This is a genomic window from Streptomyces sp. MZ04, assembly GCF_004684775.1.
Taxonomy (GTDB): domain Bacteria; phylum Actinomycetota; class Actinomycetes; order Streptomycetales; family Streptomycetaceae; genus Streptomyces.
Genome location: NZ_SRIC01000137.1, coordinates 1 through 20,985, shown reverse-complemented (window position 1 = coordinate 20,985; position 20,985 = coordinate 1). Strand labels below are relative to the sequence as shown.

Annotated in this window: 24 protein-coding genes and 1 pseudogene; 7 read left to right on the top strand and 18 right to left on the bottom strand. The window is 68.3% G+C overall.

Going from position 1 to position 20,985, the window contains the following annotated elements; genetic code table 11:
- Window positions 1-760, top strand: a pseudogene (locus E2651_RS44145) (hypothetical protein); the annotation flags it as partial.
- An 86-nt stretch (window positions 761-846) separates the two neighbouring features.
- Here E2651_RS44145 and E2651_RS25480 read toward each other — a convergent pair.
- Together E2651_RS25480 and E2651_RS25475 are read right to left on the bottom strand one after the other, a co-directional pair.
- Complete coding sequence (locus E2651_RS25480; RefSeq protein WP_135333549.1) at window positions 847-1,185, bottom strand: PASTA domain-containing protein; 339 nt, start codon at window positions 1,183-1,185, stop codon at window positions 847-849.
- Between the two features lie 120 nt (window positions 1,186-1,305).
- A complete protein-coding gene (locus E2651_RS25475; RefSeq protein ID WP_245239203.1) occupies window positions 1,306-1,830 on the bottom strand; it encodes a GNAT family N-acetyltransferase in 525 nt (174 codons plus the stop codon).
- A 97-nt stretch (window positions 1,831-1,927) separates the two neighbouring features.
- Here E2651_RS25475 and E2651_RS25470 point away from each other — a divergent pair, with 97 nt between their 5' ends.
- Window positions 1,928-3,217, top strand: coding sequence for a geranylgeranyl reductase family protein (locus E2651_RS25470; RefSeq protein WP_135333547.1), 1,290 nt, complete (start codon window positions 1,928-1,930; stop codon window positions 3,215-3,217).
- Window positions 3,218-3,565: 348 nt separating this feature from the next.
- Here the strand turns inward: E2651_RS25470 and E2651_RS25465 are convergent, their stop codons facing one another.
- The 7 genes from E2651_RS25465 to E2651_RS25435 all read right to left on the bottom strand — a co-directional run bounded on the left by E2651_RS25465 (window position 3,566) and on the right by E2651_RS25435 (window position 9,245).
- Window positions 3,566-3,973, bottom strand: coding sequence for a hypothetical protein (locus E2651_RS25465; RefSeq protein WP_135333546.1), 408 nt, complete (start codon window positions 3,971-3,973; stop codon window positions 3,566-3,568).
- Window positions 3,974-4,111: 138 nt separating this feature from the next.
- Window positions 4,112-4,921, bottom strand: a complete 810-nt coding sequence (locus E2651_RS25460) for an aminoglycoside phosphotransferase (RefSeq protein WP_135333545.1) — start codon at window positions 4,919-4,921, stop codon at window positions 4,112-4,114.
- A 142-nt stretch (window positions 4,922-5,063) separates the two neighbouring features.
- A complete protein-coding gene (locus E2651_RS25455; RefSeq protein ID WP_135333544.1) occupies window positions 5,064-5,687 on the bottom strand; it encodes a hypothetical protein in 624 nt (207 codons plus the stop codon).
- A 147-nt stretch (window positions 5,688-5,834) separates the two neighbouring features.
- A complete protein-coding gene (locus E2651_RS25450; RefSeq protein WP_135333543.1) occupies window positions 5,835-6,968 on the bottom strand; it encodes a methyltransferase domain-containing protein in 1,134 nt (377 codons plus the stop codon).
- The gene (locus E2651_RS25445; protein WP_135333542.1) at window positions 6,965-7,849 is read right to left on the bottom strand and encodes a radical SAM protein; all 885 of its coding nucleotides are present in this window, start codon (window positions 7,847-7,849) and stop codon (window positions 6,965-6,967) included. The genes E2651_RS25450 and E2651_RS25445 overlap by 4 nt, the downstream gene beginning before the upstream one ends.
- Before the next feature lie 339 nt (window positions 7,850-8,188).
- On the bottom strand, window positions 8,189-8,380 hold the full coding sequence (locus E2651_RS25440) for a DUF397 domain-containing protein (RefSeq protein WP_135333541.1): 192 nt from the start codon (window positions 8,378-8,380) through the stop codon (window positions 8,189-8,191).
- Between the two features lie 13 nt (window positions 8,381-8,393).
- Window positions 8,394-9,245 (bottom strand): DUF5753 domain-containing protein, encoded by an 852-nt coding sequence (locus E2651_RS25435; RefSeq protein WP_135333540.1) that lies wholly within the window; start codon window positions 9,243-9,245, stop codon window positions 8,394-8,396.
- A gap of 318 nt (window positions 9,246-9,563) precedes the next feature.
- On the opposite strand from E2651_RS25435, the gene E2651_RS25430 reads away from it, so the two are divergent.
- The 3 genes from E2651_RS25430 to E2651_RS44140 are packed head-to-tail and all read left to right on the top strand — an operon-like array spanning window position 9,564 to window position 10,275.
- Window positions 9,564-9,950: an ATP-binding protein gene (locus tag E2651_RS25430; protein ID WP_167828891.1), complete on the top strand. Its 387-nt coding sequence runs from the start codon at window positions 9,564-9,566 to the stop codon at window positions 9,948-9,950.
- Window positions 9,947-10,141 carry a hypothetical protein gene (locus E2651_RS25425; RefSeq protein WP_135333538.1) on the top strand — a complete coding sequence of 65 codons (195 nt, stop codon included), beginning with the start codon at window positions 9,947-9,949 and terminating at the stop codon, window positions 10,139-10,141. Before E2651_RS25430 ends, E2651_RS25425 begins: the two co-directional genes overlap by 4 nt.
- The gene (locus E2651_RS44140; RefSeq protein WP_167828890.1) at window positions 10,138-10,275 is read left to right on the top strand and encodes a hypothetical protein; all 138 of its coding nucleotides are present in this window, start codon (window positions 10,138-10,140) and stop codon (window positions 10,273-10,275) included. The genes E2651_RS25425 and E2651_RS44140 overlap by 4 nt, the downstream gene beginning before the upstream one ends.
- Before the next feature lie 331 nt (window positions 10,276-10,606).
- On the opposite strand, the gene E2651_RS25420 is transcribed toward E2651_RS44140, so the two are convergent.
- From E2651_RS25420 to E2651_RS25400, 5 genes are all read right to left on the bottom strand, one after another.
- Complete coding sequence (locus E2651_RS25420; protein ID WP_135333537.1) at window positions 10,607-10,948, bottom strand: hypothetical protein; 342 nt, start codon at window positions 10,946-10,948, stop codon at window positions 10,607-10,609.
- A complete protein-coding gene (locus E2651_RS25415; RefSeq protein WP_135333536.1) occupies window positions 10,945-11,208 on the bottom strand; it encodes a hypothetical protein in 264 nt (87 codons plus the stop codon). The genes E2651_RS25420 and E2651_RS25415 overlap by 4 nt, the downstream gene beginning before the upstream one ends.
- Before the next feature lie 13 nt (window positions 11,209-11,221).
- Window positions 11,222-12,004: a peptidoglycan-binding domain-containing protein gene (locus E2651_RS25410; protein WP_245239201.1), complete on the bottom strand. Its 783-nt coding sequence runs from the start codon at window positions 12,002-12,004 to the stop codon at window positions 11,222-11,224.
- Between the two features lie 133 nt (window positions 12,005-12,137).
- Window positions 12,138-12,377: a chaplin gene (locus E2651_RS25405; RefSeq protein WP_245239200.1), complete on the bottom strand. Its 240-nt coding sequence runs from the start codon at window positions 12,375-12,377 to the stop codon at window positions 12,138-12,140.
- A 157-nt stretch (window positions 12,378-12,534) separates the two neighbouring features.
- The gene (locus tag E2651_RS25400; RefSeq protein WP_135333533.1) at window positions 12,535-14,157 is read right to left on the bottom strand and encodes a right-handed parallel beta-helix repeat-containing protein; all 1,623 of its coding nucleotides are present in this window, start codon (window positions 14,155-14,157) and stop codon (window positions 12,535-12,537) included.
- A gap of 139 nt (window positions 14,158-14,296) precedes the next feature.
- Here E2651_RS25400 and E2651_RS25395 point away from each other — a divergent pair, with 139 nt between their 5' ends.
- Window positions 14,297-14,674, top strand: a complete 378-nt coding sequence (locus E2651_RS25395; protein WP_135333532.1) for a hypothetical protein — start codon at window positions 14,297-14,299, stop codon at window positions 14,672-14,674.
- Window positions 14,675-14,677: 3 nt separating this feature from the next.
- Here E2651_RS25395 and E2651_RS25390 read toward each other — a convergent pair whose 3' ends face one another.
- A complete protein-coding gene (locus E2651_RS25390; protein ID WP_135333531.1) occupies window positions 14,678-17,281 on the bottom strand; it encodes a hypothetical protein in 2,604 nt (867 codons plus the stop codon).
- A gap of 152 nt (window positions 17,282-17,433) precedes the next feature.
- On the opposite strand from E2651_RS25390, the gene E2651_RS44135 reads away from it, so the two are divergent.
- Window positions 17,434-17,571 (top strand): hypothetical protein, encoded by a 138-nt coding sequence (locus E2651_RS44135; protein ID WP_167828889.1) that lies wholly within the window; start codon window positions 17,434-17,436, stop codon window positions 17,569-17,571.
- 59 nt (window positions 17,572-17,630) lie between these two features.
- Here the strand turns inward: E2651_RS44135 and E2651_RS25385 are convergent, their stop codons facing one another.
- From E2651_RS25385 to E2651_RS25370, 3 genes are all read right to left on the bottom strand, one after another.
- On the bottom strand, window positions 17,631-19,682 hold the full coding sequence (locus E2651_RS25385) for a hypothetical protein (protein WP_135333530.1): 2,052 nt from the start codon (window positions 19,680-19,682) through the stop codon (window positions 17,631-17,633).
- Between the two features lie 249 nt (window positions 19,683-19,931).
- The gene (locus E2651_RS25375; RefSeq protein ID WP_135333529.1) at window positions 19,932-20,402 is read right to left on the bottom strand and encodes a hypothetical protein; all 471 of its coding nucleotides are present in this window, start codon (window positions 20,400-20,402) and stop codon (window positions 19,932-19,934) included.
- Window positions 20,402-20,985 (bottom strand): hypothetical protein (locus E2651_RS25370; protein WP_348541668.1); only part of this gene is annotated, 584 nt, incomplete at its 5' end. The genes E2651_RS25375 and E2651_RS25370, both read right to left, overlap by 1 nt.

Genomic DNA, 20,985 nt, shown 5'->3' with positions numbered 1-20,985 from the left:
CCCCGTATACGACCCCCACACCTTCCACCTCGGTCAGCGGCCCCCCAAGCCCCGTCGCCGCACCGCCCTCTGGGTCGGCACCCTCGCCGCCGCCTTTGTCGTCGGCGGTGGTGCCGCGGCCGGTGTTCTGCTCTGGCAGAGCAACGGTGATGACAAGGCAGACAATGCCGGCAAGGACGACAAGCCCGCCGTCAGCCGCAGCGAGTCGCCCACCGAGGAGCCCGCCAAGTCACCGTCCCCCTCGGCCACCCCCACGGATCAGCAGAGCGAGAGCCCCGCCTCCGACGCCGGTGGCGGCCAGGTGCCCGCAGGGTCGGAGCTCGTGAGTGACGTCAGCGGCTTCGAGTTCGCCGTGCCCGAGGGGTGGACCCGGCAGGGCGAGGACCGGCCGGGGCAGATCGTGTACGCCGGGTCGACCGGCCGCGAGGAGTTCCTCGTCGGCGTCGTGCCGAACGCCACGTACACCTCGTACGAGAACTTCACGACGATCGAGAAGGACGCCAAGAAGGACCCGGAGAAGTCCGACTACGAGCGGATCCGCCTCGAGCCGAACACCTTCCAGGGGCGCGGCGGCGCCATCTGGGAGTACACGTACACCGACACGTCGGGCCGCGAGATCCATGCGCTGAACCAGAGTTACGTAGCGGACAACGGCACCGAGTACGCCATCCAGCTCTCCTGGCGCGCGGACTTCTGGCCCGCGGGCGAGGGCGAGAAGATCCACCGGATCGCGCTGGAGCACTGGCGGGTCAACGGCTAGGCACAGAAACGGCCAGGCACAGAAACGGCCAGGCACAGAAACGGCCAGGCACAGAAACGGCCAGGCGCAGAAGGGGGCGCCCGAGGTCACCAGCCGACGCCGACCTCCGGCCCCGGCTCGTCCAGCTCCCTGCGCAGTCCGCCGTCCGGCGGCCCGGGGCGGCGCGGTTCCCGTACACCCGCGCCGCCTTCGCCCTCGCCGGGGCCCAGCTCGAACCACACCGTGACGACCGCGTCGCGCGGGATCCACATGCCAGGCAGCGGGTACTGCCGCACCACATGGTCGAGGACGACCAGGTGGAAGTCGGGGCGGTCCGGCGCCGCGAGCAGCACACCGTGCTCCGCGGCCGACTCGCGCGCGTCGACGGCCATGAGACCGATCAGCCGCGGTACGCGCACTTCGGCGGTCCTGGGTGCCTTCGTCACGGATGTCACCCCCCAGCTGTACGCGCCCCGAAGGGGCGCGGGGAACTGCGCGACCAGCCACGACGGCGCCGCGGACAGAGGGCGGCACCCCGTCGCCTCCCCAGCGAAGCACTCGGCGAGCTAAAGAACCAGACCGAAGCGGTGCCCCTGCCGCCGGCCCCCCGGAAGCGTGAAGGTCTCCTCCAGCGTCATGCCGAGCCGCCGTGTCACCGCCACCGACCGCTCATTGCGGACGTCGACCATCGCCACCACATCCGCTGTCCCCGCCGCCCGCACCCGCTCCAGGGTCGTCCGCGCCGCGGCCGTGGCGTACCCCTTGCCCCAAGCGGCGCGCGCCAGCCGCCAGCCGATCTCGATCCTGCCCTTGGGGCCCCAGTCGTGCGGCCACGGCTGCGCCCCCGTGAAGCCGATCGGCTCGCCGTCCGCGTCGAGCAACGTCCAGAAGCAGAAGCCGAGTTCGGCGTCGTGCCTGCGCTGCCGGGCCGTCAGTTCCTCGTACACGGAGATCTCGGCCGACACACCGCCGTGGAACTCCATGACGTCCGGATCGTCGAACAGCCGGTGCCACACGAAGGCGTCCTCGTCGGTGGGAACGCGCAGCTGTACGGCGGGCAGGGTCTGGTTCGGCGGTGCCTGCTTTGTCACGGGTGGCCCTTCGGCTGGTGGATCAGTACCGCTGCATAGACTGCCCATATCCCGTGCCCGCCGGCACACATATTTCGAGCCTTGGGGAGAACCCGCCGTGACCGAGCCCCAGCCCCTCACCGAACACACCGCAGATGTGATCGTCGTCGGGGCCGGGCCAGCCGGCTCCACGACGGCGTACTACCTGGCGAAGGCCGGCCTCGACGTACTGCTGCTCGAAAAGACCGCGTTCCCAAGGGAAAAGGTCTGCGGCGACGGTCTGACGCCGCGCGCCACGAAGCAGCTCGTGTCCATGGGGATCGACATCTCCGAAGAGGCGGGCTGGCTCCGGAACAAGGGCCTCCGCATCATCGGCGGCGGCGTTCGGCTCCAGCTCGATTGGCCGGAACTCGCCTCCTACCCGAATTACGGCCTGGTCCGTAAGCGCGACGACTTCGACGAGCAGCTCGCGAACCAGGCTCAGAAGGCGGGCGCCCGCCTGCACCAGCGCTGCAACGTCGGCGCCCCGATCGTCGACGACCGCACCGGCCGCATCACGGGCGTGCACGCCAAGCTCGGTGAGGAGAAGACCCCGGTCACCTTCCACGCGCCGCTCGTCGTCGCCGCCGACGGCAACTCCACCCGGCTCTCCCTCGCGATGGGTCTGCACCGCCGCGAGGACCGTCCGATGGGCGTCGCCGTCCGTACGTACTTCACCTCGCCGCGCCACGACGACGACTACCTGGAGTCCTGGCTGGAGCTGTGGGACCGCCGCGGCGCCCAGGACCGGCTGCTTCCCGGCTACGGCTGGATCTTCGGCATGGGCGACGGCACGTCGAACGTCGGGCTCGGCATCCTCGACTCCTCCTCCGCCTACAAGGAGCTCGACTGGCGCGAGGTGTTGAAGGCCTGGTGCGCGTCGATGCCGGAGGACTGGGGTTACACCCCGGACAACATGACGATGCCGATCCGCGGCGCGGCCCTGCCGATGGCCTTCAACCGCCAGCCGCACTACACCAAGGGCCTGCTCCTGGTCGGCGACGCGGGCGGCATGGTGAACCCGTTCAACGGCGAGGGCATCGCGTACGCCATGGAGTCCGGGCAGATCGCGGCGGACGTCATCGTCCAGGCCCAGTCCCGCCAGACGCCCGCCCAGCGGGAGTTGGCGCTGCAGCGCTACCCGAAGGTCCTCAAGGACACGTACGGCGGCTACTACTCCCTCGGCCGCGCCTTCGTGAAGCTCATCGGCAACCCGAAGGTCATGAAGATCGCCACGCAGCGGGGCCTTACGCACCCGCTTCTTATGAAGTTCACGCTGAAGATGCTGGCCAACCTCACCGACCCGACGGGCGGCGACGCGATGGACCGCATCATCAACGGGCTGAGCAAGGTAGCCCCGCGTTCGTGATGATTCAACCCTGGACCTCGACCACCGGTTGAGCTTGGTCGTCATACGCCTACGGCGCGAGTCCCTTTGTGCCCTAGGCGTATGACTCCTCCCTGCTCCACGCGGAGGAGAGGTGAGATGGGTGGAGTCTCTCTGGGCTACTCGTCCTGATCTCTGCGGTGGTGTCCCCACCAAGCGCCGCCGAAGGTGCCGAGCAAGGCAGAGATTGAAAGAATGGCTGTGATCACAGACGCCACACCATCGGCGCTGGACAGGCCCGAAGACAGGACTACGGCGACAACCGCGACACTGATCGTTAGGCCCACGCCCGCCACTGATACCACTACGGTTGCGCGTCGCCTTTGAGGTTCACGCACCATACGTCTTCACCCCCGCTGCGACACATGCAAAGAGAACCAGCAGGCCAACTGCGTCCGCGATGGCGACATGGACCCAGCTTTTGATCTTTCCTGTGCCGTCGTAGCAGAGGATCCGAAAGGCGTATGGCAGGACCATTCCGCCCAGCACCAGTGCCACTAGGGCGGCGAACACGTATGACGTCCCAATGGGTTTGTTGTCCTGGGCCGCGCCGAGAAGAAACAGGAAGAGAGCCGATACAGCGGTGACCACCCAGTCGATCCAGAAGACCGCATCGTCCAAGGTGAGTGCGTGTCTGCTGCCTGTTGCGGGATCAGGCTCCCTGGACACCAGTTTGAACCAAGTCTGCATGCCTGAAACGGAAATGGCGAGCGTGAGTGTGAGGAGCCAGGCGGGCAAGCGGTTCCCCCTCAGAAGCTGACGGCCGTCCGAGATCCCAGCAGGCTGGATGGCTACGCACAAGATCCCAGACACCACGTACTTGAGGACGTAACTCCGCCTGCCAGGCCCACGGCGGAAAGAGTAGACGGGTGTGGGTTACGGGGTGCGTGCTCGCCAGTAGGTCACCCAGACGTGAGCGAGGCTGCCCATGCGCTTCTTCCACTCTTGGGGGTCGCTGCGGGCGATGTCGTCCCAGAGCCGAGCGTTCGCCTCGGAGAAGGCCATCACTGACGCGGGGGAAGCCGTAGCCCATGACGGGATGCGGTCGCGGGTCCACGCGTCCGCGGCCGGAGCAGTGTGGCCGGCTTCCATGAGTCGCAGGATGAGTACGGCCGGGTCGATCCATGCGGCGCCACGGGTGGGCCATGCCCAGTCGATCAGGTGCGCGCGGTCGGTTACGAGCATGTTGTGCGGGGCCAGGTCAGTGTGCAGCAGGGTGTCGCCGGCGAGTTGCTCGACGCCGGCCGGGCCGGCGTAGCCCCTCCATCGGTCTTCGGCGCGCTTGAGCTCGATCTCAGGGCAGGGGGTGTTCTGGAGCTCGACGAGGGCGCGGGCGACGAGGGGTAGGTCGGGTGAGCCGGGGGTGTAGTCGGCGTGCCGACCGACGAGGTGCTCGTATCCGAGCAGGTCCCATCCGGCGGCCTGCTCGTGCCAGAGCAGGCGCGGGGAGGCTGGGGGTAGGTACGGGTTGATAGCGGCCTCGCGCTGCTGTGTGCGGGCCTGTGGGTGGTCGATGGGAACGCCCTTGATGAACAGCGTTGCGTCGACGGTGTGGGCGGTGACAGCGATCCCGGAGTTTGCGCCAGCCTCGGCTGTGCTGGTGCGCAGAATCGGGCCGGTGCGCTGCTCGACGGCTTCGCGCGCAGTGAGGGGTAGGTCGTCCCAGTGGACACGAGTTACGGGCATGTGGGGTTCCTGGGGTGGACGACGAGCCGCCCTCGACCCTATGGCTGGATAGAGCGTGCAAAACAAGTGCGCGGAACTTAAGGGTGTCGAACTTTGGCCCCGCCGCCGCTTAGGAACGGCGTGCGGGGCCGTAGCGTCGATGTCATTGAAAACTGGTGAGGCCTGCTCTGCTGCTGAACTCAGTGAGCGTGTGAGCCATCGAATGAGCTGCTTCTATGTACTTGAGAGCCATTTGGGGCGTCACCACTTGCGGCGCTTCGAGGGCTTCAATGCGCGCTCTCCGAAGCGAGCGGAGTGCACGTACCTCTTCGTCGCCGAGCCCAGCCTGGCCCATCCTCTTGATCAGGGATGGCTCGGTCACGGACTTGCCCTCCATGGGAGCCTCGATCACGGTTAGTGTCGAGAAGAGCACTTTCCAGGCTGTGTCGACGGCAGACTCCGGGGCTAGTTCAACAAGCTCACGCAGTTGATCAAAGACTTCGTCCAGCGCCCGCTCAGTGCCGCGCTCGTCCGCGGGCGCGGTTCCTGGCTCGTGCTTGGCTTCCTGCTCGTACTGGGCTTCTGGCCTCTTCGCTTCAACGGCGTGGACATCCTTCTCGGCGTTCTTCACTCCAGTTTCAAAGACGGCCTGAAGTGCGCCAAAGCTGGCGGCCTTGAGCCGTAGCAGCAGTTCGTTCACCTGCCGGCGGAAGAACAGCACCAGGCCCACCACCACGGCTGGCCAGATAAGTACCTGCACGAGATCAATTACCTGATCCGCGTTCACATATCCACGATGCAGCAGTTGTGTGGGGGGCGCCATGCGGCCCTTCCGCTGTTGGATAGGACGTGCAAAACACGTGGAGTCATCGGGCTCACACGCACGGAGATGGCCCCGGTCCTCGCCAGAGAGGACCGGGGCCATCGCTTGCCCTCAGAGTTGGGCATGCCACTCGCCGCGGGCGAGGATCGTGCGTCCCTCCGGGCTGATGAAGACGCGGGCTCCGCGTACGGGGAGTTCGCCGGTGGCGAGCCAGTCCTGACGGATGCCGTCGAGGATGTCCCACAGGCGCTGTGGGCCGCCCTGGTGAACGGTGGGCCGACCGGTGCCCTCGGCGGTGGCGCGGGCCCACGAGCCGTCGGCATGGGCCATGATCGCGGTGCGTTGCCCCTTGTGCTCGCGGTACTCGTGCACGATGCCGGGGGCCGTGAGGCTGAGCATGGAATCGAGGTCCCATGCTTCCTCGACCTGCACGACGGGGTAGGGGCCTGTGGTGACCTCTTCGCCGTCCTGGTGCCGGGCGGCGGCGAGCAGAGGGGCGAGGCTAGGCGGGTAGTCGTCGCCGTGGCGCACGGGCATGAATCCGGCGCGGTCCCACTGCACGTGGCCGGTGGCTCCGCCGTCGTTGTCCTTCTCCGCGGTGACGAGGAGTGAGGTGCCCGCGATGGTGGTGACGAGTCGGCCGCCGAGGCAGAGCGCGGTGAGCCAACTCGTCGGGATGGTGCGGACGGAGACCATGGACACGAGGCTGTCGGTGCTCTCGGCGGCGACGGGAAGTGGGCCGGTGGCGTCCGCGGTCTCGACGCGAGGGCCGAGGGCGATGGTGTCGAGCCGTTCCCGTGCTGTCTCGACGAGATAGGGGTCGACGTCCACGCTCGTCACCTGCTCGCAGTGCAGGCGGCGAGCGGCGAGGGCCGTGCCGTATCCGGTGCCGGTGCCGACGTAGAGGAGTTGGTCGCCGTCGTCGAGGTAGGCGTGCCGCAGCATGCTGACGACGAGGCTCGGCAGGGTGGCGGAGGATGTGGGGCGGCCGGTGGGGTGGTCGTCGGCCTTGGCGCGGTCGGCGTGGTGCGGGCCGACGCGGGTGACGAGGGATGTGTCGCGGTAGGCGGCGGCGTACCACTGGCCTTCATCGTGCGGGGCTTGCAGAGCCCACCGGGCGTCAGCGCGCTCCCACCAGCGGGGCACGAACAGGTGGCGTGGAGTGCCGGCCACGGGGTCGCGCCATCGGGATGAGCGGTGGGTGACGCTCTCGGCGAGGGCTTGCGCGTGTGGTCGCCAGTTCACGTGGTGGCCTCCAGGGAGAGGGGGACGACGGGGGTGACGTCGTCGGGGTAGTCGGGGAGGCAGGCGTCGGTGTTCGCGGGGTCGCAGTCGCCGGAGTCGTCGGGGGGACATGCGCTCCGGGGCGTGGGGATGGTGGCTGTGATTTCCGACCATAGGGCGTCGTGCAGGATCTCGGGCAGGGGCCGTTCGCGGACGTTCCCGGCTTCTAGGAAGCGGGACAAGATGCACCCGGACACGTTGCCGTCGGGGTCGATGGATACGCGGTGGCGGAAGCAGTGGCCGCACAGCTCATCCACGGTGGGGATGGTGCCCGTGGCGGCGCGGCCCACCTTCCGGGCGCGGTCGACGTCGACGCGTTTCACGCCAAGGGCGCGTAGCTCGGCCTCGGCTTCCGCGACGCGCTGTCCGGGGTTGACCTCGACGATTCCGACGCGCAAGGGGATACCGCGGTCGAGGACTTCGAGGATGTTCGCGCGAGTGCGGGCGTGGCTGCCCTTGCCCTGGGTGATCCGCTCGTGTTGCTCGGCGTGGTCGGAGTAGTAGGACGTGGCCAGGGTGACGCCGGGGCGGTTGAAGGCGTGCCAGAGGGCGGGGCGAATGTGGGTGAGGTTGCTGTAGACCTCGACGGCCAGGCCGAGTTCCGTGGCGAGTTCGATGTAGTGCGGCAGGTGGGGCGAGAGGGTGGGCTCGCCGCCGATCATCTGCACGGCGGGGATGCCGAGGGGGGCGGCGACGTCGGTGATGACCTGGTCCCAGTTGTCGCGGGTCATGAGGCCGGAACTCACCTTGGGGCCAGACATGGTGCAGCAGTGCGTGCATTGGAGATCGCAAGTGCCGGTGATTTCCAGCTCGATTGAGCGGATGGTGTCGACGGCGTTCATGCATGAGTCCTCTCGCTTGCCGCGGCGCAGCGCAGCCAGCGCATGGACGACGCAGCATCGTGATTGCCCCCTCCCTGCCGACGTGGAATCACAGGCAGGGGGCAACCCTGGGCCCTCTCCTCAACTGGCGCAAAGCTGGGGAGAGTTGCCGCCGTAGCCCGCGGTCGGCCCATGCATGGCCAGCTACGGCGGCGCCATTTGAAAGTAGCGGTAGCTACAGATCCGTATCAACAGTTTGACGTCTAACGAGTGAGACGGCATATGCCGTTGATTGATACGGAACGCCAAAGGCCCCCCATCCGCCAGGATGAGGGGCCATGCGTCTCACGTCTCGGTGGTTTAGATCAGGTGATCGAACTCGCCAGCCTTGGCACCCTTGAGGAACGCGAGCAGCTTCTCGGGGGTGGTCTCGACGATCGTGTCGGGGGCGTCGCTCTCTCGCAGGTGTACCGAGTCGCCGACCCGCTTTAGCTCGATGCAGTTGCCCTCAGAGTCTGTCGAGAACGAGGACTTGAGCCACTGATTTGCCACTATTCCCACGCCTTCATACTTGTTGTGCGATTTCGCGGATGAAGTCGCGCGACCTCGCGGGGTCTAGCGACTTCTCTTGGGTCCGATCCAGTACGGCCCGGTAGTTGGCGAGACGCGTCTCGGCGTCGAGGAACGCGGGGCCGGTCGGAGTGTCGGTCTGTACGGTGTCGAGTTGCGCCACTGACCCGTACGCATAGAGTGTCGAACTTCCGGCGTTCGGGAAACCGCCGACGGCGAAGGGGACTACCCGAACGATCACGTTGTCTCGCTCGGACTCCTTCAGCAGGTAGTCGAGTTGGCTACGTGTGATCTCGGGGCCGCCGAACTTCATTCGTAGTGCGGCCTCGTGGATCAAGAACGTGCACGTGGGTGGTGACTCGCGGTCGAGGACGTCGCGCCGTTTCAGGCGGTGCGAGAGTCGGCGGCGGTGGTCTGCCGGGCTCAACGGCGGCACGGCTTCCGCGAATACGGCCCGCGCGTAGTCCTCGGTCTGGAGCAGGCCAGGCATGTGCATCATCTGAACCGCGCGCAACGCTACGGCGTGGTGCTCAAGTTCGGCGAGGTCGAGGGCGCCAGCGGACAACTCGCCGCGGTAGTCCTCCCACCACCCTTTGCCTCGCTCCTCCGCTATGGCGGCGAGCGCCTCGACGTACTCGACGTCGGGGCAGTCGTAGTGCCCTGTCCATGTCCGCACGCGCTCGCCGCTCACACCGAAACGCCCGCTCTCGGTGTTGCTGATGGTGGTCCGGTCGGTGCTGAGCAGTGCTGCGGCGTCTGCGAGTGAAAGTCCGGCGTGCTCGCGGATCTTCTTCAGTTCAGTGCCCAACCGACGCTGCCGCGCGGTTGGGGCCTTCCTCGGCGGCATCGGCACCCCTCCTGTTGCCACTCAGTGTGGCCCGTCACCAAGCAGGTATCCACTTTGTTCAACGGTTGAGCCGAATAGGTACCACTAGTGAGACGAAACCGCTACCGTCTTCCGCAGCATCGCGCCGCACGTCGGTAATCCCGCAGTGCAGCCGCTCGCGCACGCCCTGAGCTGTCGCGTGATCTCGGAAGGCGGCCCAAGCCACGGTGGCAGGCAGCGCGCGCTACAACCGCGTTGGGAGACGACGAAATGCCTACAGCCTTAGCACCGCCCGCACCTCCTGCATCGCACGAACCAAAGTCCTCTACGACCTACCGTTTGACCACGGCGAACGTGCCAACAGCCGCTGCCGTGCTGCGGAATCTGGTCGTCACTCTGCTCTGTACGACTGGGCACGAGACGCTCGCACAGACGGCACGGCTCTTGACGAGCGAAATCGTCACCAACGTCTATCGCCACACTGCGACACGCGTCGTGCACGTCGAGGTGACGGTCGACGAACGCCAAACCTGGGTCTACGTACACGACGACAAACCGCGCTACCGCCCGATGCCCCCGGAGGTGGCAGACGGCGAGGGCGGCCTCGGCCTGTTCATCGTCGACGAGTGCGCCGATGCGTGGGGAATCACGCATTACGGCGCCCAAGTTCCGACGTCAAAGGCCGTGTGGTTTCGGCTTGTTGAGGGTGGGAGGGGTTCCTCGTGATCACGCCGAGCATGGTGCATGTGTCCGCGAACGGACGCACGGGCACTCCGGATGAACTGTGGCTCCACTTCGACATGACCCTGCTCGTCGAACTTCCGCCCGATCTCGCGCGGTGTCTCACCTATCAACTTGCCGACAAGGTTGGACTGTTGGTGAGCCAACCGCACGATGCGGGGGAGGTCGGCGGATGAACCTCGAACGGGCCATGTGGGGAACCGTCGCTCTGTCCATCGCCCTCGCGATCCTCGCGCTCTTGGCGATCTACTGGTCGATCCCGAGCCCACACCGCGCCGTGACGCCCCCGCCCCTCGACCGCGATGGGTAGGTCTACACCTGCTACTGCTACCGCGATCCTGTGCGAGTGCAGATCCAAGCCCCTCGGAGCCCCAGACGTACCGGGGCCCGCCGGCGCCATGCCCGGGGAATCTCCTGGCCAATATGCCACCGCGTCCGCCCAGATTCCCACGTCTCCCACGCGGGGGCGGGCGGCGGAGGAGGGGGAACGGCTCCCGTCCTCGTGGCCGCATAGGTCAAGGGGCACGGTGACCCCCAGGGAGGGCCTCCGACGCATGCGGCCGGGGGTCCTCTCGCATACGCCACAACGAAAAATGCGCCTCCGGTCACCGGCATTGAGCCGGTGACCGGAGGCGCTGTGTCTAGATGTCGTCGTCGGGGGAGATGCGGCGGGTGCGTTGGTCGACGCGGTCGACGGCGTCGCGGAGGGATGCACCGCTGTTGGGGTGCAGCTCGTGCTCTACGCGGCCGATACGGTCCTCGATGGCGCCGAGCCTGGTCATGACTCCGGGGCGGGCGGGGACTCCAGGGCGAGACTCGGTGCCTTGCCAGTCGTCGACGAGGTCCCCAACGCGACGCGTGAGTCGGCGTAGCGAACGGCTCGCCCGCCACGCGAGGGCGAGGGCGCCCGCCACCGCTACGAGGGCGCCGATCCATATGACCGCGGTGTCGAGCGAGGCGACGCCGGTCGTCGTGGGCCTCACTCCGTCGCGTCCTCCTTCCGGCGCAGGGCGAGCAGCTCGTCGTCGACGCTCGGCTCACTGCGCAGCCACGCAGGCATGAGCGTCTGGACGCTGGGGAGAGCCATGACACGGGAGAGGCCGCCCGCGATGGCGAGCGCGCCGGCGACCCACGGCAGGGTTTCGGGGATGCCGGATGCCTGGACGATGGCGGGCATCGTCGCGGCGAGGGCAATGGTGGTCTGTACGAGGGTGCGCAGGGTGCGGCGTGTGGCGTCGGTCATGGGGTGGTGCTCCTTACTTGGTGTGGGCGAGGAGGTGCAGGGCGGCCCATCCGCGCGGACCGACGGCCGGGTCGTGGGACTTGCCCTCGGCGCGGTAGGCGGGGTGGGCGTTGTGGAAGCGGGCCACGGCGGCTTGGGTCTGCGGGCCGTACGCGTTGGCCTCGGGCACGCTCTTGGCGAGGTATCCGGTGGCCTTGAGTGCGCGCTGTAGTGGCTTGGCGGACGGGCTCTTGCGGCCTGGGGCGAGGCCCTTGGGGAAGGGCGGCGGGGTGTACGGCTTGGGCTTGTCCGGCGTGGTGCCGCCGTCGCCTGCGAGCTTCTTTGCCCGGTGGGCGATCTCGGGCAGCTGGGCGACGATGCGGGAGCCGGGGCAGGACGTGTGTCCGCCCCACGCGCTTCCGCCAAGCCCGTGATAGGCGAGGCCGCGTTCGCTGGTCGAGGTGGCGACCCTGAGGGGTACGCCGTGGGTCTTGTGGGCCCACGCGAGCACTGCCGCGTTGCGGTCGAGCTGGTCGTCGGTGAGGGTGTCGCCGCCGCGCCCTTCGTTCTCGACGGACAGCCACGACGTGTTGCCCGCGGCCTGCGCCCACGCGCGGTCGCTGGTGTCGACCCATTGATACAGGGCGCCGCCCTTGCCGGTGCCGAAGTGGCTCGACGCGCGGGCCTTGTTGTTGCGGAACCACGAATCTGTACCGGCAAGGGTTCCGGCCATGATGTGGACGACGACGCCGCGGACCTGGTCCTGTCCGTTGTTGGTGAAGTTGATCGGTATAGGGCGCCATGTGGCGCCGGGCATGCGTGCCAAGGGGAGGACTCCAGACATGAGGATGCCCCGTCGCATCCGGCACGCGACGGGGGCGGGGAGCCGTTCGGCGGTGAGGCGGAACGGTCTGGCTATGAGGACAGAAGGAGTGTCCTGGCGGGGCGTTTCACTTGTTGAAGCAGAAGCGGTCAGATCCAGGTTCGAAGAGTCCGATAGCGCTGACTGTGTTCCCACACGCATTGGCACCCGGGTTGATGGGCACCTGGACGTTGCCGCTGACGCGGCCGGGTGAGTACTGCGTGGCGCCAACGGCCTGGGCGCCGGGGAAGGGATCGGCGGTGGCCGCGCCGGCTCCGCCGATGACGGTGGCCGTGGCGAGCGCTGCTGTGGCGAAGATCGTGCGCATACGCATGGGGTACCTCCTGGTGAGGGAACTGACCTGTGGGGTGCCAGATATCGCCGGTTCGGCATGCGGATAAAACGATCATGGACCGTTTGCGGAGCTGGGCCGTCCGTTCGTGGGACCTCGGCCGTGTCGTTGAATGCTGCTTCGGGCGGTGAGCTCAGGCGAGGTCGGTCGCGAGGGTCTGCGGGGAGGGTGACTTGTCGTCGAGGGCGCCGCCGGTGAACTCCGATCCGCGCCAGTCGTTGCCGTAGCGGGCAATGAGGCTGCACGTGTTCGTCGCGGAGAAGCCGTTGATTGCTTCGTTGCCGCTGCCGTTGGGGCGGACCTTGTTCCCGGACAGGGAGATGGATGACGCGGTACTACTCAGGCGGATGCCGTAGTAGGTGTTGTTCGCCGAGCGTCCGGGGCTCTTGATGTAGCTGTCGCGGATGTGGATGTTGTTGCCGTCCTGGACCAGGACGCCGTTCCCGCCCGGATACAGGACCTGGTTGCCGGTCATCGACATGTGGGTGCAGGTGACGGCGGTGATGCCGTGCGAGCCGGGGGTGTAGATCTGGTTGCCGGTCACCGCGCCGTTGTCGGCGTTCTCCATCGACACGGCGGTGCCGTCCACGCTGGAGATCGTGTTTCCGGAGATGGCGAACCGCTGTACCTGCTGGAGGCGGATGCCGTTCTGTCCGGCGGTGCTGCCGTCGATGGCGTTGTCGCCGATGGTCAGGTTGAGGATCTGCCCGGACGTCTCGCCGAGGGTGACGATCGGCTCGTCGTAGCCGCCCCCGCTGCGGAAGGTGCAGCCGGTCACGGTGAGGTTGCGCATGGCCTGTGAGGCGCCGGTCTGCGTGCCGTCGGACCGCTTGGTGTCTTCGGTGTCGGTGAGGATCACGGTGCGGAAGCGCACCCCGGAACCGCAGCCGCTGAAGTTGCAGCCGGTCACGGCGACGTCTTCCCAGTTGTAGGCACTGACGGCGTACTGGGTGACACCCTCAAAGGTGCAGTCGGAGACCCGAACTCGGCGGTGGTACTTGGTGATCGTCGCGGAGTGCGAGCCGATACCGCGCGGCCACGCCGCGGTGAGGCTCGTGCCGGATGCTCCGAAGTAGCAGCCGGATATGAGGATGTCCTCGCACGGGGTGTGATCGTAGGGACCGAAGCCGCCGAACACCCCCGATGACTTGGCCAAGTCGAGCTGCACAGCCTCGGAGAAGTCACGGGCGCCGGGGTCGTAGTAGCCCAGGAACCGGCAATTCTCGATGGTGCCGCGCTTCGTCGAGTTGAGCTCGATGGCGTGGTAGCCGGACACATCCCGTATCTCGACGTCCCGAATGGTGATGTCGCGGGCGTGGCCGATGCTGATGCACATGGCCGAGGCGGTCAGCCCCGGTGCGGTGCCCTGGCAGTCCCAGACGCCGCCCTCGATGGTGATGTTGCCGTGGCCGGTGTAGCCGCCCAAATTCTGTGCGGCGTCGCCGTTGATGAGCATGGTCTCGGCGGCGCCGCGCACGAAGCGCGCCCCGGGCAGCAGCGTTAGCCGGGTGTTGCGGTAGATGCGCAGCGGGAGCGTGGCGAGCAGGTAGGTACCGGGCGGGACGATGACCCAACCGCCACGAATCTTGGCGGCGTTCAGCACGGCCTGAACCGCGGGGGCATCGTCCACGGTGCCGATGCCGACGGCTCCGTACGCTGTGACGGTCAGGGACTCAGAGAGCCGTTCCAGCATGTACTGAAGCCGACCGGCGGTCATCTGCATGCCGGGGACCCACTGAGCAACGGGCGTGGACAAGGGGGCTCCTCCTCAAGGCCTTGTGCAGGGCCGACTGTCTTGACCAGTTCGGGTGAACCGTTCGGTGATTGGGTTGGTCGACTACCGGATGGGGGTAGCGAGCAGCAGCTGGGGACGGTGCTGTCTGACAAGGCAGGGCATGGTCCGTGACAGGTGTTCACCCGCCGGAGGAGAAGGCGCCATGGCTGAGACAGAGTTCGACTTTGAGCTGCCCCATGGGTACGTCGATGCGCAGGGCGTCAGGCATCGGAAGGGCACGATGCGGCGGGCGACAGCCCGAGATGAGCTTGCTCCGCTCGGTGACTTGCGAGTGCGGGAGAACCCCGAGTATTTGGGGATCCTCCTGCTGTCCAACGTGGTCACGAGGCTGGGCACGCTGAGGGACCCCACTGCCAGTGTCATTGAAGGTCTTCACGTGGGCGACGTCGCCCACCTTCAGGAGATGTACGAGCGAATCAACTCTCCTGAGTTCAGTTCGGATGCCGTCTGTCCGACCTGTGGCGCTGCCCGCCAGTGACCCTTAGAGGGCGACAAGGGCGGGGCGGGCGAGCTGCACTGCGGCGCCTGCGGAGTGCGGGAGGGCGAGGCCATCTGTGCCGCGGGTGACGGTGAACGTCTGGAGACCGGCCGTCGCGGATGGCGCGATGCCGTGCACGTCGAGGTGTTCGCCGCCGATCTCTACGGCGATCGGGAACACGCCGGGCGCCTCGCCGTCGAGGGTGGGACGCAGGGTGAGGCGGGTCGCGGTGAGCACGTCGGTGGCCGGGGGGAAGTCGGGCACGGTGGCCGCGATGTTGGCGAATGCCGCGCCGGCCGGTGCGGTGAACGCCTCCTCGAACCAGACCCATGCGCCCGCGGTCACGGCCTGACTGCTGGCGGCGGTGTCGAGGTACTCGCCCGCGGCGTCAAACCAGTTGATGTCGAGGTCGTTGGTTCGCGTGACGGCGCTGTGCATCCATCCGGCGACGGTGTAGCGGGTGCCCGCGGTGACGGGCAGGAGATCGCTGCCGACGTTGGGGTACTCCTCGACGCCGTCAGGGGTGAACTGCACGGACCACTCGCCCATGCCCGCCCCGCGGTCCGGGGTGGGGATGCGGGCCAGGGTGCCGCCGTAGGGGGTCCAGCCGACCAGGCCCTCGGCCATGTCGCCGGTGGTGTTCAGCGGGAGCGCGGCCGTGGGCCATGGCGGGCCCGCGGTAACCCGTACGTCGAGGACGGTCGCGGCCTGGTCGAGGGCGGCGGCCAGTTCGGTGCCGTCGCTTCCGGCGGTCGCGTACTGGACGTCGTCGAGGGTGGCGACCAGCCACGGCCCGCCGGGCGAGCAGGTGAACGTGATGTCCCACGTGCGCACGCCGAGGGTCTCGGTGTAGCCCTCGACGAGCAGCTCGACCGTGCCGGGCGGGAGCCACGGCGGGGGGTTGAGGATGGCGGCGCGGTCGCCGACGTCGACCGCGGCGACCGCCTCGGCCAGGTGCGGCGCCTCATGCAGAGCCACCGACACGGATGGGTAGCGCGCTTCGTCCCACGTGCCGCGGTGCAGTCCCCACCAGGCGTAGGGCGCGCACTGGTCGTCGGAGTACAGGTTGAGTGTGCGGCTGTCGGTGTAGCGGCCGATGCCGTCCGGCGGTGCCAGCACGGAGAGAGGGCCGGTGGCGAGGACGGCGCGCGCCGAGCTTCCGCCGGTGCGCTGCACGGTGACGTCGTTGCGTACGGCCTGGTCGTCGTCGACGGGTTCGAGTGGGGCGATGACCTCGCGGGCGGCGTAGTCGAGGGTGAGCGCGGGCGCCTGGGTGTAGAGGGTGGCGCGGGTGCGGTAGGCGAGCGCGAGGGCGTCGCGCTGCTCGTGGAACATGCCGCCGTCGGCGTCCGCGGCGTCCTGGAACAGGTCGAGCAGGGTGGCGACGGACTGCGCGCCGAGCCGGGTACCGGCGGCGTTGGGGCGGCCGGTGTACGTGAACGGGATCTCTTCTTCGGCGGCGAGGCGGCGGAGGCGGTTGGCGATGGTCTCGCCCGCCCACCCGATCATCGCGCGGCCGGTCCCGCTGTACGCGGCGGCGGCGTTGGCGAGGACGACGTGCCCGACGGTGATCTCGCCGGCCTTGCCGCCGCCCACGCCGATGTGGGTGATCCGGCCGACGGCGTTGGGGACGGTGTTGCCGCTCCACTCCGGGACGGGCCCGCCTTCGTAGGTGTAGGCGTCGAGGTCGACGTAGTAGAGCCGCCAGTCGGTCAGCGGGCCGGTCTGTAGGAGGTCTAGGCCGATGTTGACCTTCTTGCCGAGCAGGGAGTTCCCGCCCGCGGTCAGGTCGACGAAGAGCACGCCCAGGACGTTGCGGCCGTACATGCTCAGCCGCCCGTCGGGGCGCAGTGTGATGGTCCACCGGGAGATGAGCCCGGTGGTCGCGAAGCTGCACAGCACGGTCTCGGCTTCGGGCGCGGCGTCCGGGAACGCGGCGAAGAACCGCAGGGCGCTTTCCCCGGTCGTGGGGTAGGCGGCCACGGTGCCGGTGAGGGCGCCCTCGCCCAGGGTGGGCAGTGCGTCGGATGCCTCGTGTCCGGTGTACGCGGCCGGTTTGATGCCGGTCATGGTGATGCGCATGGGAGCCGCGCCGGGCATCGCCGAGGCGAACTCAGTTGCCCCGGAGCCGTCTTCCAGCGGCCAGTACGCAACGATGGACGTGCGGGCGGGGTTGGAGAACTCGCGGCGCATCGCGGATTGCAGCGGTGCCGCACCCTGCCCGAGTCGGCGCAGGATGCCGGCGGCCGTCACGGACACGCGCACGTCGTGTGGGGTGCCCCACTTCACGGGCCAGCCGGGCACTTCGCCCAGGAAGCGGACCAGGCGCGGCCCGGCGGGGCCCAGCGGGGCGACGGAGATGCGTACGGGGGTGTTGCGGCCCAGACGCCCGAATAGATCGGAGCGCGGGTTACGCGGGCTGTAGCGGCCACTGGTGTTGTCCAGGACGAATGAGCAAGTGGCCGCGTCGGTGCGGGCGCCCTCGTCGGGGCGCCCGCGCGTGATCGTGATCGGGTTTTCGGTGAACACGTCGCCGGTGATGTCGAGCCACGCGCCGCCGAAGTACAGCTCGACGCGGACGCCGAGCGGGTCGTCGGGGAATGCCACGAGCGGGACCTCCTCTCAGATGTCGTAGGAGATCGGCCGTGTGGACGAAGATCAGGCTGCATTCGAGTTGATCAACCGCATGCGTACGGTCCCCGAGCCACGTCCCGAGAACGCATATGGGTGTCGGACGGACTATCTGAAGGAGAAACACGATGCGTATGCGTTCAGTGCTGGCGGCCGCCCTGGCGGCTGTTGCCCTCATGGGCGGGGCCACCACGGCGGCCGCCGACGAAAGAGACGACTTTGACAGTACTGGGATCTACCAGATCGCCTTCTCGCCGCTCTGGTAGGGGCCGTACCGCACCGTGATGTCGGCGCCTGATGTTGGCGGGCTCTGTGCCCGTCGCTATCAGGCGCCGAATGCGGTCTGTACCGAGCCGCGGCCGTCGACGCGGACCATGCGGCGGATGAGGCGCTTGAACTCGCCGTCGGCGCCGGTGATGTCCAGGACGATGCGCCCACCGTCTGCTCCGCCTGCGGGCGATGCGGTGTGGGCGGACCAGGCGGCGGCCGTGGCCTGTCCGGGGGTGGGCGTGGAGACGAGGTTTCTCATGCTGCGATCGACCGCGCCCTGTCCCGCCTCGATGCCGTCGACGACACCGGCGGGAATCCACTGACCGATTTCCTGTGCCATGACGCGGGAGGGGCTGTTGATGCCGAGTGCGTCGGCGATCGGCCCCGGGATCATGGCCTTGGCCCAGCTGATCAACTTGTTCTTGATCCATGAGCCCATGGCCTTGATGCCGTTCCACAGGCCGCGCACGACGTCGCGGCCCTTGCCGGTGAGCAGGGAGCCGAGAGAGCCGATGCCGTTCGCGATGCGGCGGGGCATGCCACGGACCCACGCGATGAAGTCGGATGCCTTCTGCCCGGCGGCGGTACGGAACGCCTGAAAGCCGCGGGAGGCGGAGGCGCGCAGACTGCCCGGCAGACCGGACAGGGCGGACGCCGTACGGCCGGGCAACCCGCTTAGCCACGAGGTCAGTTCGGTGATCTTGCCAACGGCGGCATCCTTCGCGCCGCCGAACCAGTCGCCGAGCTTTCCGGGTAGCGATCCGAACCAGCTCAGCGCCGATCCGACGCCCGCGACGGCCGTGTCAGTGGTCGACTTGATGAAGCCCCACGCCGCCGACCACGCCGTCTGAAACCACGTCGTCTTGGTCGCGATGAGCACGACGACCGCCACGAGGGCGACTATCGCGGCGATGATCCAGAACACGGGCGAGGCGAACATCGAAGCGTTCAGCGCCCATTGGCTACTGGTCCAGATGGCGTTACGGGCGGCCACGACCGTTTGCGCCAGTGCCCATGCCTTCGTGGCTACGGTCACGGAACCGATGACCACGGCGAGCGCTGTGAGTACCGGGGTCGGCACGGCGCTGATCATCTGCGCGAGATACAAGGCGAGTTGAGCCGTGAGGCCGAGCAGCGGGGAGAGGGCGACGAGTAGCTCGATGGCCGCGCCGCCGAGGCCGGCGAGGGTGGTGCCGCCCTGCTCGGCAAGGTCGAGGAAGGTCGCGAAGCCTTCGGAGTCGTCCAGGGAGGTGCCCCAGTCGGCGAACGCGGCGGACATGGAGACCAGGCCGCCGGTGAGCCGGGCGGAGGCGGGCAGGAAGGCTTGCAGCAGGCCCGCGAAGCCGATCGCGAAGTTCTTGACCACGGTCAAGATGTCGCGCAGCGCGGGTCCGGCAACCGCGCTGGTCTCGCTCGCCCACTCCTTGAACTCAGCTGACTTGATGCCCGCTGAGACGTCGTCGAAGAACCCGGAGAACGCGCCCGCGGCGGCCTCGACGAACGGCGTCAAGGTGGGCAACAGGTCCCGGAGGACGGTGATGCCCTTGGTGACCACCGGCATGGTGGTGGACAGGCTGTCGGACCACGCCTTGTAATCCGACTTCAGCCCGATGAACGCCGTAGCCGCATCCCGGGTGGCCGGGGGGAGTTGGGCGAGAGCGTCGGTGTATGCCTGTTGTTTCTCGGCTGCGTCCTCGGCGCCCTCGGCGGCGGCCTTCTCCGCCTCGGCCGCGAGGGTGGCGACCTCCTGTACGGCCTCCATCTGCGGGCCGACCGCGGCCGAGAACGCTTTGACCGCCAGTCCGGCCGCGACCGCGCCCGCGGCCAGGCCGACAAGAGCGGTCGTACCGGCGGCCACCAGCGGGACCGCGCCGCCGACCAGGGCCAGGCCCTTGGCCGCGCGCACAGCGCCGGAACGGATGTTGTCGCCGAGCGCGCCGCCCATGGCCGCGGAGTCCGCAACGAACCTGCCGCGCAGGTCACGCATGCGCGCATCGGCGCCGCGGGTGAGTTCGTCGAGTCCGGCCCGCGTGCGGGCGAGGCCGCGCTGTGCCCCGGAGTCGTCGAGGTCGATATAGCCGGTGAGTTCGCCGACAGTCAGCGCCACGCGCGCCCACCTCCTGTCGTACTAGGTGGTGGGCGCGGGCCGCTACAGCAGCGGACTACCGCGGGGGTTGTTCAGGTGGTGCAAAGTGACGAGAGAGCCGGGACTCGGCCGAGAGAAGGCCGAGGATGCGCACGCGTAGCCACCGCCAGGAGCGGGCGCGCATGAGGCGCCGGTCGCCGACGTCGAGGCCGTAGATCTCGTGTAGGTCGGCCTCGATCAGAGGCCACTGTTCGAGGAGTTGGGGCCAGGTCAGTGACGCTTGCGGCGTGCGCGGGCCGGTGCCGGGCGGGAACTCGTACCACTCCCAGAGGCCGGATTCTTCGTCGTATTCGCCCCGCCCGATCGGCGCGCTTGCCGGTTCGGGGCCAGTCGAGAAGGGTCGCCGCCCGAGGGCCACACGCGCTCGGCGGTGGCCTTGTCTTGCACCACCCATACGATCGCGACGCGCGCGCAGTGCTTGAGTGCCGGCCAGCTCACGCCGTCGGCGAGCATCTGGTCGTAGGCGTCGCCGAGCAGGTCGCGGTAGAGGTCGCGCTCGGCCGCATCGCCGAGGGCGTCGGTGTCCACCTCGCCGCCGTTCGCGGCGACCGCAGCGCTCTGCACGAGTGCCTGCACGGCCAGACCGGTTTCCGCGGAGGGCGCGAGGATGGTGTAGCGGCGGCCTTTGACCGGGAGGACGAGCGTTTCGTCGAGCAGTTCGTCGATGGGCTCGAACGCCATTACGCGGCCTCCTTCGTGTTGCTCGCGGCGGCGAGGGTGAGCGTGCCGCCGCCCGCGGGCGCGGCCGGGTTGGTGATCTTCTTGCGGGGGCCCTTGCCGGTCAGGGTGACCTTGACCGTGTCGAGGTCATCGGCGGCGCCGCCGTCCGGCTCCCACGTGGCCAGGGCGTACCCCTCGTACGCCTCGTCGCGGCCCTCGCGGTCGTAGTAGCGCACGTGCACGCGCGAGGCCACGCCGAACGTCTCGGAGGCCAAACGCAACTTCTCCTGTGCGGCGTTGAACACGCCGGTGGTGGGGTGGCAGCGGTGGGCGAGCTTGGCCTCGATCGACCAGGCGAGCTCGGTCACCGTGCTGTCCGCCCACCCCTCGTCGTCGTAGGTGGTGCTCTTCTGCTGGGTCGGCTCGACCTTGGGAGCGAACTCCTGAACGCCGGGCACGAGCATCCACACGGAGGTGGTGTCGGTGCCGGTGTTGAGTTCGAGGCGGTAGCGGCGGGCGAGTGCGGTCTCGGTCTCCGCCGGTGGGGTGGGGGTGGACAACGTTCCTCCATGGGTGGTGTGCGCGGGGGCGCGGAACGGGTGGG